This is a genomic window from Microbispora rosea (assembly GCF_044460045.1).
GTDB lineage: Bacteria > Actinomycetota > Actinomycetes > Streptosporangiales > Streptosporangiaceae > Microbispora > Microbispora rosea.
The window spans coordinates 59,994-75,636 of the sequence record NZ_JBITJO010000005.1 but is presented as its reverse complement, the minus strand read 5'-3'; the positions used below and the strand labels follow the sequence as shown (position 1 = coordinate 75,636).

The following is a 15,643-nucleotide window of genomic DNA, read 5'->3' as shown; positions in this document are numbered from 1 at the left end:
TGTCCGTCGCGAGCGGGGATCCAGATGGATGCATCGCAAGGCGGAGGAGAAGCTCGTAGCCGGAGGCTACGGGCGACGACGACAACGCAGCGAGGCGCCATCTGGGCCACGCGCAGCAGGACATGGCTTTTGAAACACGACCTTTAGGGCAGGTTGGGCGACATGGACTTGGACCGGCTGGCGGGTGGCGCGCATCACGACCCCCACTCCATCTTGGGGGCCCATCCCGGGCCCGACGGCGTCACGATCAGGGCCCTGCGCCCCTTCGCGGAGAGGGTCGAGGTGCTGGCCGACGGGTCGGCGCACGCGATGAGCCATCTCGCGTTCGGGGTGTTCGAGGTGACGCTGCCCGGCGTCGACAAGGTCCCCGACTATCACCTGCGCATCACCTATCCCGACGCCCCGCCGTACGAGACGGACGACCCCTACCGGCACTGGCCGACGCTGGGCGAGCTGGACCTCCACCTGATCGGTGAGGGCCGGCACGAGCGGCTGTGGGAGGTGCTCGGGGCGCGCGTGATACGTCACGAGGACGTGGACGGGACGGCCTTCTCGGTCTGGGCGCCCAACGCCCAGGGCGTGCGGGTGATCGGCGACTTCAACCACTGGAACGGCGCCGCCCACCCCATGCGCTCGCTCGGCCGGTCGGGCGTGTGGGAGCTGTTCCTCCCGGAGATCGGCGAGGGCACGCGCTACAAGTTCCAGATCCTCGGCCTCGACGGGATCTGGCGGGAGAAGGCCGACCCGATGGCCCGCCGCACCGAGGTGCCCCCGGCGACGGCCAGCATCGTCGAGAGGTCCGCCTACGAGTGGCGCGACGAGGAGTGGATGACGGCCCGGCCGTCGCACGACGCCCTCGCCGAGCCGATGAGCACCTACGAGGTGCACCTGGGCTCCTGGCGGCCCGGCTTGTCCTACCGCGACCTCGCCCGCGAGCTGGTCGCGTACGTCACGGACATGGGCTTCACCCACGTGGAGTTCCTGCCGGTCGCCGAGCACCCCTTCGGCGGCTCGTGGGGCTACCAGGTGACCTCCTACTACGCCCCGACCTCGCGATTCGGCTCCCCCGACGACTTCCGCCACCTGGTCGACGAGCTGCACCGGGCCGGCATCGGCGTGATCGTGGACTGGGTCCCCGCCCACTTCCCGATGGACGAGTGGGCGCTGGCCCGCTTCGACGGCACGCCGCTCTACGAGCACGCCGACCCCGCCCGCGGCACCCACCCCGACTGGGGCACGTACGTCTTCGACTTCGGCCGCAACGAGGTGCGCAACTTCCTCGTGGCCAACGCGCTCTACTGGCTCAAGGAGTTCCACGTCGACGGCCTGCGGGTGGACGCCGTGGCCTCGATGCTCTACCTCGACTACTCGCGGCGCGAGGGCGAGTGGACGCCCAACGAGTACGGCGGCAGGGAGAACCTCGACGCGATCGAGTTCCTCAAGGAGATGAACGCCGTCGTCTACCGCGAGGAACCGGGAATCGTGACGATCGCGGAGGAGTCGACCGCCTGGCCCGGCGTGTCGCGGCCCGTCCACCTCGGCGGACTCGGCTTCGGCTTCAAGTGGAACATGGGCTGGATGCACGACTCGCTCAGCTACATGTCCCGCGAGCCGATCTACCGGCAGTATCACCACCACCAGATGACGTTCTCCCTGATGTACGCCTTCTCGGAGAACTTCGTACTGCCGCTGTCGCACGACGAGGTCGTCCACCTCAAGGGGTCGCTGCTGGGCAAGATGCCCGGGGACGAGTGGCAGCGCTTCGCCAACCTCCGCGCGCTGTACGGCTTCATGTGGGCCCACCCCGGCAAGCAGTTGCTGTTCATGGGCGGCGAGTTCGGCCAGGGGGCCGAGTGGTCGGAGGCGAACGGCCTCGACTGGTGGGTGCTGGACTTCGACTACCACCAGGGCGTACGCCGCCTGGTTAAGGACCTGAACCGCGTCTACCGGGAGTCGCCCGCGCTGTACTCGCGCGACAACACCCACGAGGGCTTCCGCTGGATCGACGCCGACGACGCCTCGGGCAACGTGCTGTCGTTCCTGCGCTATGGCGCGGACGGCTCGGTGCTGGCCTGCGTCGCCAACTTCTCCGGCAGCCCGCACGAGGACTACCACCTCGGCCTGCCCACTCCCGGGCGGTGGGAGGAGATCCTCAACACCGACGCGTACGAGTACGCCGGGAGCGGCGTCGGCAACATGGGCGCGGTCGAGTCGGTGGAGGCGCCGTGGCACGGGCTGCCCTGCTCGACCCGGCTGAGCCTGCCGCCGCTCGGCGTCGTGTGGCTGCGCCCGGTGGAGAGCCCGACGGCCGTGAGCCCGGAGATGGAGGAGACGGCCACCGAGGCGGCGGACACCGAGCGAACGGACATCGAGCCCGAGGGCCTGGTCGCCGAGCTCTGACGCGCTCGGCCGAAGCGGACGAGGCGGGCCCGGGAAAGGCCGGTCAGGCCGTGCCGACCACCGCCGATTCGCGGCCCGCGCGGGCCGAGCGGCCGTTCGCGCGGCCGGAGGTGAGGCTCACGGCTCTTTCAGCAGCGCCTCCTTGGCCGAGGCGGCGAGCCATCTCTCCGCGCGTTCGAAGTCCCAGCCGCGTTCGCCGACGAGAAGGAACCAGGAGCGCTGCCCCAGGTAGAACCAGAGGACGTCGAGGGCCGAGGCGCGGTCCAGTTCAGGACGGAGAGCGCCCAGCGTCACCAGCCGGTCGGCCACCACGGCGAGGGCGTTCAGATATTCGCCGTTGGCCTCCTCGGTCACCTCGACGCCGGACGCCTCTCCCAGACCGCCGTGGAGCAGCCGGAACAGGACGTCCCAGTGCCGTTCGTGGGTGGCGCGGGTGCCGGCCGCGGTGATGTCGACGATCTCACGGGGATCCGTCGCCGCGACCGCCGCCTTGAGGGTCTCGGCAACGCGCCGGTCGTGTACCGCCGGGGCCAGGATCTCCGCCAGGATGGCCGCCTTGCCGCCCGCGCTGCTGTACACCGTCTGCACCGCCACCTGCGCCGCTTTGGCGATCTGCGACACCGTAACGGCGGTGTACCCGTGCGCGGTGAAGAGGTCGCGGGCGGCGCCGATGATGGCACGGCGGGTGTCGGCGGCGGCGTCGGCGCGACGCGGAGAGTGATACCTGTTCACCCGGCAATAGTAGAAGTGTCTGTTGACTAGATATGTCTCTAATCAATAGTGTGCCGCTCGTGCAAAATTCAACTATCGAGCCCGTAGCGGTCATCGAAACCCGCCTCGCCCACGACACCCACCGCGCCGCCTCGGCACTGTTGGCCGACGCCGCGAAGCGGCCCTCGGTCCCCGGCGCGGCCCTCACCGAGCTGCGCGACTTCCTGGTGGCCAACCTGCACCACCACCACGAGAGCGAGGACCGGGAGCTGTGGCCCCTGCTCATCGCCGCCTCCTCGGAGCGCGCCGAGGGACTGGCCGCGCTCAGCACCGAGCACGAGGAGCTCGACGCGGCCCTCGACGCCCTCGGTTCCATGCCGGTCGAGGACGGCGCCGGCCGGGACGCCCTGGCGAAGGCCGCGATCGCGGTGCGTGACATCGTTGATCGCCACCTCGCCCATGAGGAGCCCCTCCTGTTCCCGGCGCTGCGCGAGCTGTCCCCCGAGACGTGGGACGCGTTCTCCGAGCAGGTGATCGCCACCACGCCGCCCGTCGGCGCCCACCTCATGGTCGGCTTCCTTGACCAGGTCGGCACCGCGGAGGAGGTCGAGATCCTGTTGTCCCGGCTGCCCGAGCCGCTCCAGCAGTTCGTGCCGCAGATGCGCCTTGCGGCGAAGGAGACCTTCGCCGCCCTCGCCCCCGCGAAGTGACGGGCGGCTCATACCGTGACGACGACCTTTCCGGGGGCGTGCCCCTGCTCCACGTACGCGATGGCCGCCGGGATCTCGCCGAACGGGTAGCTGCGGTGGACCACCGGGGTGACCTTGCCGTCCTCGATGAGTTCGGTCAGCCGCATCAGGTCGCCCCGGATGTTCCGGGCGCCGATCACCTGGGTCATGACCACGCGCTGGGACACGAACGGCGACACCGCGAGCGTCGCGAGAGTGTGGCCGACGGGTTGCAGCCACCGTCCGGCCGGCCCGCCGACGACGACGTGCGTCCCCCGGGGCTTCAGCACCCGCGCGCAGGCCCGCAGCGAGCGGGTGCCCGCGATGTCGAGCAGCACGTCGTGGCGCGGCCCGCGCCGGGTGAAGTCCTCCTTCGTGTAGTCGACGACCTCGTCCGCGCCGATCGACCGCACCAGCTCGGCGTTCCGCCCGCTGCACACGCCGGTGACCTCGGCGCCGAACGCCTTGGCGAGCTGCACGGCGAACGTCCCGACGCCGCCCGAGGCCCCGTTCACGAGAACGGCGTGGCCCGCCTGAACCCCTCCCTGGTCGAGTGCCATCAGCGCGGTGACGGCCGCCAGCGGCACCGCGGCCGCCTGCTCGAACGACAGGGTCTCCGGCTTGCGGGCCAGCGCGCTCTCCGGCACGCACACGTACTCGGCGAAGCCGCCCTGGGTGAGCAGCGCGAACACCTCGTCGCCCGGGCGGAACCCCGTGACGCCGGCGCCGACCGCCTCGACCTGTCCCGCCACGTCGGCGCCCAGGATGCCGATTCGCGGCCCGCGCGGGCCGAGCGTGCCGCCCATCAGGCGCGCGGCGTACGGCTCGCCTCGCATGTGGTGCCAGTCGTACGGCTGGACGGAGGTGGCGCGCACCCGGACCAGCACCTCACCGGGGCCGGGCACGGGCGTGCCGACGTCGGTGAGCTCCAGGACGTCGGGGGGACCGTACGAGCGCAGGACGTAGGCCTTCATGGGATTCTCCTCATCACCTCGGCGGTGGGGAGTGCCAGCGTAAGAAGCGGCGCGCGCAGGGCGTATCAGCCGAAAGTACGCCCGATCGGCGGCCGATCGGACGGCACAGATCAGGCCGTTGCGCCGATGAACCGCAGCCCCCTCGCGGACCACGATCGGCGCATGACCGAATCGATGGAACGGCCCGCACTCGCCCGGAGCACCGCAGCAGGCGGGAATCGCAGGGCGGGATGGCTCGTGCCCGCCGCGCTGATCGCGCTCAGCGCCGTCCCGGCGATCGCCGGTTCCACCCGGCTGGGGCAACTGGCCGGCGGCGGGCCGATCACCCACGACAGCGTCCGCTATTTCGCGACGCCCGCGCCCGTCGTCGCGCACATCGTCTCCGTCACCCTCTTCAGCGTCCTGGGGGCCCTCCAGTTCGCCCACGGACTGCGCCGGCGCAGGCCCGCCTGGCACCGCGCCGCCGGCCGGCTCGTGGTTCCGTCCGGGCTCGTCAGCGCGTTCTCAGGTCTGTGGATGACGCTGTTCTATCCCCCGTTGCAGAACGACAGCGCCCTCCTCGTGGGCCTGCGACTGGTGTTCGGCACCCTCATGATCGTTTCTCTCGTCCTCGGCTTCGCGGCGATCCGGCGCCGGAACGTCGCCCGTCACCGCGCGTGGATGACGCGGGGCTACGCGATCGGCATGGGAGCGGGCACCCAGTTGCTGACCGTCGGTCCCTGGATGGCGCTGGCCGGCGAGCCCGGCCCGCTCCCCCGGGCGCTGCTGATGGGCGCCGGATGGGTGATCAACCTCGTCGTCGCCGAGTGGGCCGTCCGCAGAGGCCCCCGGCTCCCGGCTCCGTCCCGCAGACCGAGGTAGGCGGCTCATACTCGCCGCGGCGCGCCGGGGAAGCAGCAGCGGGGTCGCCAGCAGGAGCACGCCGGCCAGGCCGATGGCCGTACGCGGGCCGAGCAGGCCGCCCAGCACGCCCCAGACCGCCGTCAGGAGCGCGGTCGAGGCCTTGGTCGTCACGGCCCAGGCGGACAGCGTGCGGGTGACCCGGCCGGTCGCGGTGCGATCGAGGCGGTAGGTGGCGTAGACGGGATTGAAGACCCCGCAGCAGAAGATGAGCCCGAGCTCGACGCCCATCACCAGCAGCAGCCCTCCGGTGCCCGCTCCCACGAAGGCCAGGCCGACGGGCCAGAGCGCGCGCAGCACCCCGGACACGACCAGGACCCGGTGCTGCCCGAACCGGGTGACGAGCGGCCGGGCCAGCCGCGCACCCAGCAGCCCGCCGATCGAGGGCGCGGCGAAGGCGAGGCCGTACTGCCACGGCGCGAACCCGAGCGGGCCGAGCATCAGGACGGCCAGCAGCGGGCTTGTGGCCATCACCAGGCCGTTGAAAACGGCGGTGTTGAAGAACAGGGGCCGCAGCGCCGGATCGGCGAGGATGTACCGCCACCCGTCGAGCAGGTCCCCGGCCCGCGGGCGCGTGGCCTCCCGGTGCTCGGGCCGCGGCTCCCCGCCGCCCGTCGCCCGGATGCCCAGGGCCGAGAGCAGGTAGCTGACCGCGTCGGCCACCACCGTCGCCACCGGGCCGAGGAGCCCGATCAGGGCACCGCCCAGCGGAGGTCCGATGATCGTGGTCGTCCAGGCCGTGGACTCGAACCGGGCGTTGGCGACGAGCAGGTCCTCGGCCGGCACCAGCGTCTTCAGGTACGCGCCGGAGGCGGCGCGGAAGGTGATGTCGGCCGCGGCGGCGACGACCGAGACCAGCAGGAGCTGGACGAAGGAGAGCACGCCGAGCGCGAACGCGGCGGGGATCGTCAGCAGCGCCGCGAACCGCGCCAGGTCCATCCCGATCAGCACCGGCCGCTTTCGGCGGAACTCCACCCACGGGCCCAGCGGCACCGCCACGGCCGCGCCCACCGCCGCCCCGACGGACGACAGCGCCGCGACCTCTGCCGGGCCGGCGTGCAGCACCTGGATCGCGATCAGCGGGAACGCGCCGAAGGCGAGCCAGGTGCCGAGCGCGCTGGTCCCGTACGCTGCCCAGAGCCACCCGAACCGCCGCCCCAGCCGGTGCCCGTTCCGCATGTCCGACCCCCGTCACTCACCCGCACAACCGATCCGCGACCGGAAGCATCAAATCGAGCACCATGACCGGGGATCAAACAACGGCAAAGCCACCAGGCCACAACCGGCGGTTGTATCCCTAGGGTGTCCGCATGGACATCGAGACCGTCCGGACCTTCGTCGCCGCCGCCGACGCGGGGCAGTTCCAGGAGGCCGCCGCCGACCTGGCGGTCACCCAGCAGGCCGTCTCCAAGCGCATCGCCGCGCTGGAGCGCGACCTCGGCGTGCGGCTGTTCACCCGCACGCCGCGCGGCGCCGAGCTCACCATCGACGGGCAGGCGTTCCTGCCCCATGCCCGTGAGCTGCTGCGCGGCGCGGAGCGCGCGGTCGCGTCCGTGCGCACCGGCCGCCGCCCGCTGCGCGTCGACATGATCGCCTCGCGCAGCGCGGCCTCGGGCCTGATGCGCGGCTTCCACCGCGCGCACCCCGACATCGACCTCGACGTGGTGATGCTGTTCGACATCGAGAAGGCCGTCGCCGCCATCCGGTCCGGCGCCATCGACGCGTCCTTCCGCGCCGTCGCCATGCCCGGCCGGCCCCTGCCCGAGGACATCGAGGCCGCCCGGGTGCTCGACGAGCCGCTCCAGCTCCTCACCGGCCCCGACCACGCGCTGGCGGGCGCCCGGTCGGTGACGGTCGCCCGGCTCGCCGGGCACCGCATCTGGATGCCCGGCATCGTCCCCGGCACCGAGTGGGCCACCTATTACGACGACCTCGTCGCCGAGTTCGGCCTCACGATCGAGGCGACCGGCCCCAACTTCGGCTCCGACGCGCTCCTCGACACCATCGCCGACACCCCGGCCCTGGCCACCTTCATGGGCGGGCACACCCGCCTCGTCTGGCCCGCCGGATACGACCTGCGCCGGATCCCGGTGACCGACCCCGTGCCCGTCTATCCGCACTCGCTCCTGTGGCGCCGCGACGACCCCCACCCCGCGCTGGCCACCCTCCGCGCCCATCTCGCCGCCGCCACGACGGGCCGCGACGCGGCTGGGACCTGGACGCCGCGGTGGGCGATCCCCCGCTGAACGCCGCCGTCCCGAGCCCGGCCCCCGGTCAGCTCCTGACGCGGCCGGTCTCGTAGGCCCAGATGGCGATCTCCACGCGGTTGCGGGCGCCGAGCTTGGCCATCAGGCTGGCGACGTGCGTCTTGACCGTGCTGAGCGAGATGTGCAGCTCGGTGGAGATCTCGCCGTTGGTCCGGCCGCGCGCCACCGCGGCGAGGATCTCCTCCTCCCGGTAGGTGAGCGCCTCGATAGGCTGCGCGGGTGAGGCGGCGGGACCCGTGCGGGCGAAGGTCCCGAGCAGCCGCGCGGTGACGCTGGGGGCGATCAGCGCGTCGCCGCCGGCGGCGGCGTGCACGGCCTGCGCGAGCATGTCGGCGCCCGCGTTCTTCAGCAGGAACCCCCGGGCCCCCGCTCTCAGCGCGGCGTAGACGTACTCGTCGAGGTCGAACGTGGTGATCACGACGACGGCGAGGGGGTCGGCGACGTCCGGCCCGGCGAGGGACCGGGTCGCCTCGATGCCGTCGGTCCCCGGCATGCGGATGTCGAACAGGCACACGTCGGGGCGCAGCCGTCGCGCGAGCTCGACGGCCCGCCGCCCGTCGGGGGCCGTGCCGACGACCTCGATGTCCGGCTGGGCGTCGAGGATCATCGAGAGCCCGGTGCGGACGATCTCCTGGTCGTCGGCGATCAGCACCCGGACGCCGTGCCCATCGGCTCGCTCGCTCATGTCGCGGCCCCGGCCCGGGGAAGCACCGCGGTCACCGTCCACCCCCCATCGTGGTCCGGGCCGGCCACGCACGTGCCGCCGAGCAGGTTCGCCCGCTCGCCCATGCCGATGATCCCGTATCCCGGCGGCACGGCCTGACGGCCGGAGCCCCCGTCGCCGTCGTCGCGCACGCACAGGCGCACCGCCGTCTCGTCCGCCGCGACGCGCACCTCGACCCGGGTGGCGCGGCGCGCGTGCCGTACGGCGTTGGTCACCGCCTCCTGGGCGATGCGGTAGACGGCGGACTCGACCGACGGCGACAGGCCGTCCAGGTCACCCGCTATCTCCACCTCGACCGCCGGGTGGTGGGAGCCGCCCCGGCTGGCGAGTCGTTCGAGTTCGGCGATGCGCCGGCCGGGGGTCAGCTCCGCCGGCCGGTCCCGGCGCAGGACGCGGACGATGGCGCGCATCTCGTCGAGGGCCCGCGCCGCCTCGGCCTCGATCACGCGGAGCGCGTCGGCCGCGGCGTCCGGACGCGACGCCGCCGTGGCGAGCCCGGCCTGTGCGCGGATGGCCATGGCGGAGACGTGGTGTGCGACGGTGTCGTGCAGGTCGCGGGCGAGCTGCTCGCGCATCAGCAGCTTGACCTGGTCGAGCTCGCGCATCCGCGCCCCGGCCCGATAGCGGAACGCGCCGCCCAGGCTGGTGGTCGCGAGCATGACGGCGAACGGCCCGACCACGTCGGGCAGAGCGCCGTGGTTGACGAGCACGGACAGACCGGCGGCGGCCAGCATGAGCCCCAGGCCGGCCGCGATCTCCCTGCCCGATCCCCACCGGAACATGGCGTACGGCAGGATCAGCATGTATCCCAGCGTGTACATGTCGAGGGTCGCGCCGGTCACGAGGACCGGGATCACATCCGTCGCGACGAAGCAGATCGCGAGCATCGCCAGCGGCCGGGTCCGCCGCCACAGCAGGATGGGGACCAGCCCGGCGGTGACGGCGACCTCGAAGAGCCGCCACGGAAGGTCCGGCCGCAGCACGCCTTCGAGCACCGCGAGCGGCACGAGCACCCCGACGAGCGCCCAGTCCCGCCACACGCGTACGGGTGGATCGGGGGGACGGGGCTCGGACCACACGGAGCGGACGAAGCCGTGCACCGAATCATGGTACGAGAGCCGGCGCCCGCCGCGCCGCCCCCGTGTGGAGACTGTCCTGTCGCCCGGCCGGCTCGCCTGGCCTGACCTCGCTCGCGCAGCCGTTCTCACGGCTTTGCCTGCCCGCCCCTCGGCACCGAGCACGGCTTCCGCTCCGCAGGTGGGTGTGGAAGCCGGGTTCGGCGCGGGTGGTTACTTCGATTCCAGTCGTCCCAGCGGGTGGGAGTCACCGGCGAGGGCGGCCTGCGCCCTTTCCCAGTCGGCGTGGTCGATGCCCGTGACGTGGCGCAGGTAGGCGAGGGTGACCTGCTGGACGAGGGCGACTCGGCCGGGATCTTCGTCGGTGGTCTCCGCCGCCTCGTAGCCGGAGATGCCGCCGAGGGAGTGCCGGCCGCCGTAGACCGTCAGCAGGCTCTTGCCGCCCCGGCTGAGGGTGTAGGGGTCGGTCGTCCAGGACGGTCCCCGGGTGGAGAGCGGAAGCTCGTCCTTGTCGCCGGCGACGACGAGTCCGGGCGCGGTGATATGGGAGAAGTCCTGGTCGCGCAGCCAGGGAGCGCTCTCGTGGGCGAAGGGGGTCAGTTCGTCGCCGCCCTTGCCGGCTGTGGCCAGCTGGATGCTGGCCATGACCCGGGGGTCGGACATGTCCTGCGCGGTTCCGGTCCTGGGGTCCGTGACGCGCAGACCCACGAGGATGCCCGCGGTCTGGCCACCGAAGGAGTGTCCGGCCGCGACGATTCGACTGCGGTCCACCCGGCCGGCCAGGCCGGGCACGGATGCCTCCAGAATGTCGAGTTCGTCGAGGATCCGCTTCATGTCCTGCACGCGGTAGCGCCACACGTCGGGCTTGCGGGGATCGTCCGCGGCGATGTCGAGGCGCCTGGAGTCGAGGTGAGTGGCCTGGATCACCACGAAGCCGTGGGAGGCCCAGTGGTCGACCAGAGGGGCGTAGCCGTCCAGGTTCGAGCCGAATCCGTGTGCGAACAGCACGATCGGCAGCTCAGTGCCGACGACCGGTGCGGAGACGCGTACGCGCAGGTCCTCGCCGCGCCGCGGCGCGGGCAGCACGACCGGTTTCACCGATACGGTCGGGGTGGACGCGGGGCCGGTGAGGCCGGTCGTCTTGTACGTGGTCATGCGTGTGCTTCTTTCAGGTGTCGTGCGGATGGGTGAGGTCGGGCTGTCTTCTCGTGGAGGACGCGTTCGAGGCGCCCCTCTCGCTCACGCCCTTGTGCGCCGGGAGGCCGGCCAGGAGAAGGTCCCCCGCGGAGGCGTACGCCGGTTACGCTAAAAGCTGACGTTGACGTCAGAGGCAAGTCACGTGATGGATGTCACCAGGAGACGAGATGCGCGTCGGAGAGCTCGCAGCCCGGACCGGCGTCAGCGTCCGGGCCCTGCGTTACTACGAGGAGCAGAATCTGCTCAGCGCCGAGCGCAGCCCCAGCGGCCAGCGCCACTATCCCGAGAGCGCGGTCGACCGGGTCCGGCTGATCCAGCAGTTGTATGCCGCCGGGCTGTCCAGCAAGACAATCGTCGAGCTCATGCCGTGCGTCATCGACGGCCGCGCCACTCCCGCCCTGCTCAAGCGGCTGGCGGCGGAGCGCGAGCATGTCGACCGGCGCATCACCGATCTCATGCACGCCCGGGAGCGGCTCGACTCCGTCATCACCGCCGCCGGCAGCAACATGGTCACCGGCGCTTCCTGCAGGCAGGAGACCACCGCCTAGCCCGGCCAGGGCGGGCCGGATTTCACCCAAGACGGCGCTCCGACCTTAGCGCAGGCTTAAACGACACTTAGAGGGCGACGAGGGCGTTGACCCCCTCCCTGTCTGCGCTTACTCTCCTAACTAATAGGAAACTTTCCTGTCCTTTACCCCCCAAGAGCAGGAGCTCCGTTGCGAAAGATCCTCCTCGGGTCCGTGATCGCCGGCGCGGCGTTACTCGTGCCGCTCGCGATCGGGACCGCGACCGCCGCCACCTCCACCACCGCCCCCCAGAGCCAGTCGGCCGTCCTGGCGTACACGGCCTGGGCTCCCAACACCTGGTACGCCGTAGGCGCCCGGGTCACGTACTCCGGCAAGGACTACGAGGCCATCCAGGCGCACACGTCCCTGACCGGGTGGGAGCCGCCGAACGTCCCGGCCCTGTGGAGGCTCCTGTCGGGCAGCTCCCCCTCGGCCAGCCCGAGCAAGAGCCCGAGCCCCAGCCCGTCCGCCTCGCCCTCGGCCTCGCCGTCCGCGTCCCCCTCGGCGTCGCCCTCCGCATCGCCCTCGGCGAGCCCGAGCACGCCTCCGCCGCCCGGCGGCAAGAAGGTGCTGGGCTACTTCGCCGACTGGGGCGTCTACGGCCGGCAGTACTTCGTGAAGAACATCGTGAGCAGCGGCTCGGCCGCCAAGCTCACCCACATCAACTACGCCTTCGGCAACGTGACCAACGGCCAGTGCGCGATCGGCGACTCCTACGCCGACTACGACATGGCCTACACCGCGGCCAACAGCGTGGACGGCAAGGCCGACACCTGGGACAACCCCAACGCGCTGCGCGGCGCGTTCAACCAGCTGCGCAAGCTCAAGGCGATGTACCCGAACATCAAGGTCCTCTACTCCTTCGGCGGGTGGACCTGGTCGGGCGGCTTCGGGCAGGCGGCGGCCAACCCCGCCGCGTTCGCGAACTCCTGTTACAACCTGCTGAAGGACCCGCGCTGGGCCGACGTGTTCGACGGCATCGACATCGACTGGGAGTACCCGAACGCCTGCGGCCTGAGCTGTGACACCAGCGGTGCGGCGGCGTTCAAGAACCTGATGGCGGCCCTGCGGGCCAAGTTCGGCCCCAGCTACCTCGTCACCGCCGCGATCACCGCGGACGGCACGAACGGCGGCAAGATCGACGCCGCCGACTACGGCGGCGCGGCGCAGTACGTCGACTGGTACAACGTGATGACCTACGACTACTTCGGCGCCTGGGCCGCGCAGGGCCCGACGGCGCCGCATTCGCCGCTCACCTCCTACTCCGGCATCCCCACGGCCGGGTTCTACTCCGACGCGGCCATCCAGAAGCTCAAGAGCAAGGGCGTCCCGGCGAGCAAGCTCCTGCTGGGCATCGGCTTCTACGGCCGCGGCTGGACCGGCGTCACCCAGGCCGCGCCCGGCGGCACCGCCACCGGCGCCGCGCCCGGCACGTACGAGGCGGGCATCGAGGACTACAAGGTCCTCAAGACCAGTTGCCCGGCCACCGGCACGGTCGCCGGCACCGCCTACGCCAAGTGCGGCTCGAACTGGTGGAGCTACGACACCCCCGCCACCATCGGCGGCAAGATGACCTACGCCAAGAACCAGGGTCTCGGCGGAGCGTTCTTCTGGGAGTTCAGCGGCGACACCTCCAACGGTGAGCTGATCACGGCCATGGCCGGCGGCCTCAGGTGACGCGGCCCACCGGACTGGAGTAACCGCTTCGCACCGATACGGGCCCTCGCACGTCTCGTGCGGGGGCCCTGATCGTCCGACCACCCTGCCGAAACCTTCGCTTATGGTGGCATTCATGGACGCGACGAGGACGATCGTAGAAACGGTCGGCAAGCTGCGGCAGCGCCGCACCGCGCCGCTCGTGCTGGAACTGGACCTGACCGAGGGGCTGTCGGAAGGCCCGCCCGCCGACCCCATCACCGCTCTGCTGTCCATGCGCAAGGCGCGCCTCGCCGAGGTGCTGTCGGGCCTGCGCCGCGCCCGCAAGGACCCTCGCGTCACCGCGCTGATCGTCAAGATCGGCGGTAACCCCCTCGGCCTCGGCATGGTGCAGGAGCTGCGCACGGCCGTGGTGAAGCTGCGGGCCGCGGGCAAGCGGACCGTCGCGTTCGCCGAGACCTTCGGCGAGTTCGGCGCTGGCACCGTCCCCTACTACCTGGCCAGCGCCTTCGATCGGGTCTACCTCCAGCCCTCCGGCGACGTGGGCCTGACCGGGGTGGCGCTGGAGCAGCGGTTCCTGCGCGACGCGCTCGCCAAGGCCGGGGTGGAGTATCAGCTCGGCCAGCGGCACGAGTACAAGACCGCGGCCAACACCTTCACCCAGAACCACATGACCGACGCCCACCGCGAGTCCGCCGGGCGCATCGCCGAGTCGGTCACCGAGCAGGTCGTCGCGGGCGTCGCCGAGGGGCGCGGCCTCGACCCCAAGCGGGTGCGCGAGCTGATCGACCAAGGGCCGTTCATCGGGCCGGAGGCCGTCGAGGCCGGGCTCGTGGACGGGCTGAAGTATCGCGACGAGGTCTACGCCGAGACCGTCGACGAGGGCGCACACCTGCTCTACGTGTCGCGGTACGCCAAGAGCGCGCTGTCCCGCAGGGTCCCCCACCCCGGCGCGGCCACGGTCGCCCTGGTCCACGGCACCGGCATGATCCGTCTCGGCCGCAGCGGCCGCTCGCCCCTGGGCGGCGGGGGCGCCATGGGCTCCGACACCATCTGCGCCGCCCTGCGCTCGGCCCGCCGGGACGAGAAGGTCAAGGCCATCGTGTTCCGCGTGGACAGCCCCGGCGGATCGTACGTCGCCTCCGACGCGATCTGGCGGGAGGTCGTGCTGGCGCGCCGGGCGGGCAAGCCGGTCATCGTGTCGATGGGCGACCTGGCGGCCTCCGGCGGCTACTTCGTGTCGATGGCCGCCGACGTGATCGTGGCCCAGCCGGGCACGCTGACCGGCTCGATCGGGGTGTTCGGCGGCAAGCCCGTGGTCGGCGAGCTGCTCGGCAAGCTCGGCGTGGTGACCGAGTCGGTCTCCGAGGGCGCCAACGCCGGGATGTTCTCGCCGTCCACCGCGTTCTCCGACGAGCAGTGGGAGCGGGTGAACGCCTGGCTCGACCGCATCTACGGCGACTTCGTGGGCAAGGTGGCGCAGGGCCGCGGCCTGACCGAGGAGCGGGCGCACGAGCTGGCCAGGGGCCGCGTGTGGACCGGCGCCGACGCCAGGCAGGCCGGTCTCGCCGACGAGCTCGGCGGCCTGGAGGACGCCCTCGCCCTGGCCCGCCGCCGGGCCGGGCTGCCCGGCGACGCCCCCGTGCGGACCTATCCCCGCATGCACCCCCTGGAGCGGCTGCGCCCGCCGGAGTCCAGCGAGGACAAGTCGGCCGCGCTCGCCCGGGTGCGCCTGGAGGCGTGGGGGCCGCTCGCCCGGATGGCCGGGCAGCTCGGCCTCCCGGCGTACGGCCCGCTGGTGCTGCCGGGCTGGTGGACGATCAGATGACCGGACGGTAGCGGGAGCGCAGCCGTACGAGCGGGGCCTTGGACGCGTCGACGTAGTCGACGCCGAGGACCTCCCCGATGAACAGGGTGTGATCGCCGGCCGGGACGACCTGGGTCGTCTCGGCCTCGATCGCCGCCACCCCGCGCTCCACGACGAGCGCCTCGCTGTGCGCGCCGCGATGATGGGCGACCCCGGCCAGCAGGAGCCGGGCGCCCGGCCGTCCGGCGGTGGCGAACCTGGAGGCGACCGCCTGCTGGCCGTCCGCGAGGACGCTCGCGGCCCAGCGATCCCTGCGCAGCAGCACCTCGGCGAGGTATCCGGCCGAGTCGAGGCTGATCAGCACCAGCGGCGGTTCGAGCGACACCGACACCAGGGTCGCGACCGTCGTGCCCAGGTCGTCGCGGTCGTCCTTGACTGTCACGACGGCCACGCCCGCGGCCATCTGCCCCATGGCCTCGGTGAACAGTCCCTGCTGAGGTCCCACGCCCCGGCTCCTTCCCCTCCGGCGTGCGACTGTGCCACCGGGGGCCGGGACACGCAACCGGGCCGAGCGGATCACGGAGGCCGTCCAGGCCGGCACGGGGACTGCCGCCGGATCCGGGGAACGCCCCTGACG

General features: G+C 72.0%; 13 protein-coding genes and 1 pseudogene. 7 read left to right on the top strand and 7 right to left on the bottom strand.

The window, feature by feature from the left end; translation table 11 throughout:
* Positions 1 to 162: 162 nt before the first annotated feature.
* Complete coding sequence (glgB, locus tag ACIBK1_RS22300; protein WP_081903266.1) at positions 163 to 2,400, top strand: 1,4-alpha-glucan branching protein GlgB; 2,238 nt, start codon at positions 163 to 165, stop codon at positions 2,398 to 2,400.
* A gap of 117 nt (positions 2,401 to 2,517) precedes the next feature.
* Here the strand turns inward: glgB and ACIBK1_RS22295 are convergent, their stop codons facing one another.
* Positions 2,518 to 3,132, bottom strand: coding sequence for a TetR/AcrR family transcriptional regulator (locus ACIBK1_RS22295; protein ID WP_396737372.1), 615 nt, complete (start codon positions 3,130 to 3,132; stop codon positions 2,518 to 2,520).
* Positions 3,133 to 3,191: 59 nt separating this feature from the next.
* Between ACIBK1_RS22295 and ACIBK1_RS22290 the strand changes: the two genes are divergently transcribed.
* Complete coding sequence (locus tag ACIBK1_RS22290; protein ID WP_396737369.1) at positions 3,192 to 3,821, top strand: hemerythrin domain-containing protein; 630 nt, start codon at positions 3,192 to 3,194, stop codon at positions 3,819 to 3,821.
* A gap of 8 nt (positions 3,822 to 3,829) precedes the next feature.
* Here the strand turns inward: ACIBK1_RS22290 and ACIBK1_RS22285 are convergent, their stop codons facing one another.
* Positions 3,830 to 4,813: an NAD(P)-dependent alcohol dehydrogenase gene (locus tag ACIBK1_RS22285; protein ID WP_030506147.1), complete on the bottom strand. Its 984-nt coding sequence runs from the start codon at positions 4,811 to 4,813 to the stop codon at positions 3,830 to 3,832.
* A 126-nt stretch (positions 4,814 to 4,939) separates the two neighbouring features.
* Here ACIBK1_RS22285 and ACIBK1_RS22280 point away from each other — a divergent pair, with 126 nt between their 5' ends.
* Positions 4,940 to 5,674 (top strand): DUF2306 domain-containing protein, encoded by a 735-nt coding sequence (locus ACIBK1_RS22280; protein WP_396737366.1) that lies wholly within the window; start codon positions 4,940 to 4,942, stop codon positions 5,672 to 5,674.
* Here the strand turns inward: ACIBK1_RS22280 and ACIBK1_RS22275 are convergent.
* A pseudogene (locus ACIBK1_RS22275) lies at positions 5,648 to 6,892 on the bottom strand (MFS transporter); the annotation flags it as partial. The gene ACIBK1_RS22280 and the pseudogene ACIBK1_RS22275 overlap by 27 nt on opposite strands.
* Before the next feature lie 131 nt (positions 6,893 to 7,023).
* On the opposite strand from ACIBK1_RS22275, the gene ACIBK1_RS22270 reads away from it, so the two are divergent.
* On the top strand, positions 7,024 to 7,959 hold the full coding sequence (locus tag ACIBK1_RS22270) for a LysR family transcriptional regulator (RefSeq protein WP_030506149.1): 936 nt from the start codon (positions 7,024 to 7,026) through the stop codon (positions 7,957 to 7,959).
* Positions 7,960 to 7,987: 28 nt separating this feature from the next.
* On the opposite strand, the gene ACIBK1_RS22265 is transcribed toward ACIBK1_RS22270, so the two are convergent.
* The 3 genes from ACIBK1_RS22265 to ACIBK1_RS22255 all read right to left on the bottom strand — a co-directional run bounded on the left by ACIBK1_RS22265 (position 7,988) and on the right by ACIBK1_RS22255 (position 10,935).
* Entirely contained in the window at positions 7,988 to 8,665 is a 678-nt protein-coding gene (locus tag ACIBK1_RS22265; protein WP_030506150.1) for a response regulator, read from the bottom strand.
* A complete protein-coding gene (locus ACIBK1_RS22260; protein ID WP_030506151.1) occupies positions 8,662 to 9,804 on the bottom strand; it encodes a sensor histidine kinase in 1,143 nt (380 codons plus the stop codon). Before ACIBK1_RS22260 ends, ACIBK1_RS22265 begins: the two co-directional genes overlap by 4 nt.
* A gap of 189 nt (positions 9,805 to 9,993) precedes the next feature.
* Entirely contained in the window at positions 9,994 to 10,935 is a 942-nt protein-coding gene (locus ACIBK1_RS22255; protein ID WP_396737362.1) for an alpha/beta hydrolase family protein, read from the bottom strand.
* Between the two features lie 209 nt (positions 10,936 to 11,144).
* Between ACIBK1_RS22255 and ACIBK1_RS22250 the strand changes: the two genes are divergently transcribed.
* The 3 genes from ACIBK1_RS22250 (at position 11,145) to sppA (ending at position 15,027) form a co-directional block, all read left to right on the top strand.
* The gene (locus tag ACIBK1_RS22250) at positions 11,145 to 11,525 is read left to right on the top strand and encodes a MerR family transcriptional regulator (RefSeq protein ID WP_396737359.1); all 381 of its coding nucleotides are present in this window, start codon (positions 11,145 to 11,147) and stop codon (positions 11,523 to 11,525) included.
* A 168-nt stretch (positions 11,526 to 11,693) separates the two neighbouring features.
* Positions 11,694 to 13,220, top strand: coding sequence for a glycosyl hydrolase family 18 protein (locus ACIBK1_RS22245; protein WP_030506154.1), 1,527 nt, complete (start codon positions 11,694 to 11,696; stop codon positions 13,218 to 13,220).
* Positions 13,221 to 13,335: 115 nt separating this feature from the next.
* Positions 13,336 to 15,027: a signal peptide peptidase SppA gene (gene sppA / locus ACIBK1_RS22240; RefSeq protein ID WP_357313325.1), complete on the top strand. Its 1,692-nt coding sequence runs from the start codon at positions 13,336 to 13,338 to the stop codon at positions 15,025 to 15,027.
* On the opposite strand, the gene ACIBK1_RS22235 is transcribed toward sppA, so the two are convergent.
* Positions 15,020 to 15,478 (bottom strand): flavin reductase family protein, encoded by a 459-nt coding sequence (locus tag ACIBK1_RS22235; protein WP_396724136.1) that lies wholly within the window; start codon positions 15,476 to 15,478, stop codon positions 15,020 to 15,022. The genes sppA and ACIBK1_RS22235 overlap by 8 nt on opposite strands.
* Positions 15,479 to 15,643: the final 165 nt, after the last annotated feature.

Bases quoted from the DNA above. Each gene is read 5' to 3' on its own strand.
- ACIBK1_RS22285 (WP_030506147.1), bottom strand. From the start codon at position 4,813: ATGAAGGCCTACGTCCTGCGCTCGTACGGTCCCCCCGACGTCCTGGAG.
- glgB (WP_081903266.1), top strand. From the start codon at position 163: ATGGACTTGGACCGGCTGGCGGGTGGCGCGCATCACGACCCCCACTCC.
- ACIBK1_RS22235 (WP_396724136.1), bottom strand. From the start codon at position 15,478: ATGGGGCAGATGGCCGCGGGCGTGGCCGTCGTGACAGTCAAGGACGAC.
- ACIBK1_RS22265 (WP_030506150.1), bottom strand. From the start codon at position 8,665: ATGAGCGAGCGAGCCGATGGGCACGGCGTCCGGGTGCTGATCGCCGAC.
- ACIBK1_RS22255 (WP_396737362.1), bottom strand. From the start codon at position 10,935: ATGACCACGTACAAGACGACCGGCCTCACCGGCCCCGCGTCCACCCCG.
- ACIBK1_RS22250 (WP_396737359.1), top strand. From the start codon at position 11,145: ATGCGCGTCGGAGAGCTCGCAGCCCGGACCGGCGTCAGCGTCCGGGCC.
- sppA (WP_357313325.1), top strand. From the start codon at position 13,336: ATGGACGCGACGAGGACGATCGTAGAAACGGTCGGCAAGCTGCGGCAG.
- ACIBK1_RS22270 (WP_030506149.1), top strand. From the start codon at position 7,024: ATGGACATCGAGACCGTCCGGACCTTCGTCGCCGCCGCCGACGCGGGG.
- ACIBK1_RS22280 (WP_396737366.1), top strand. From the start codon at position 4,940: ATGAACCGCAGCCCCCTCGCGGACCACGATCGGCGCATGACCGAATCG.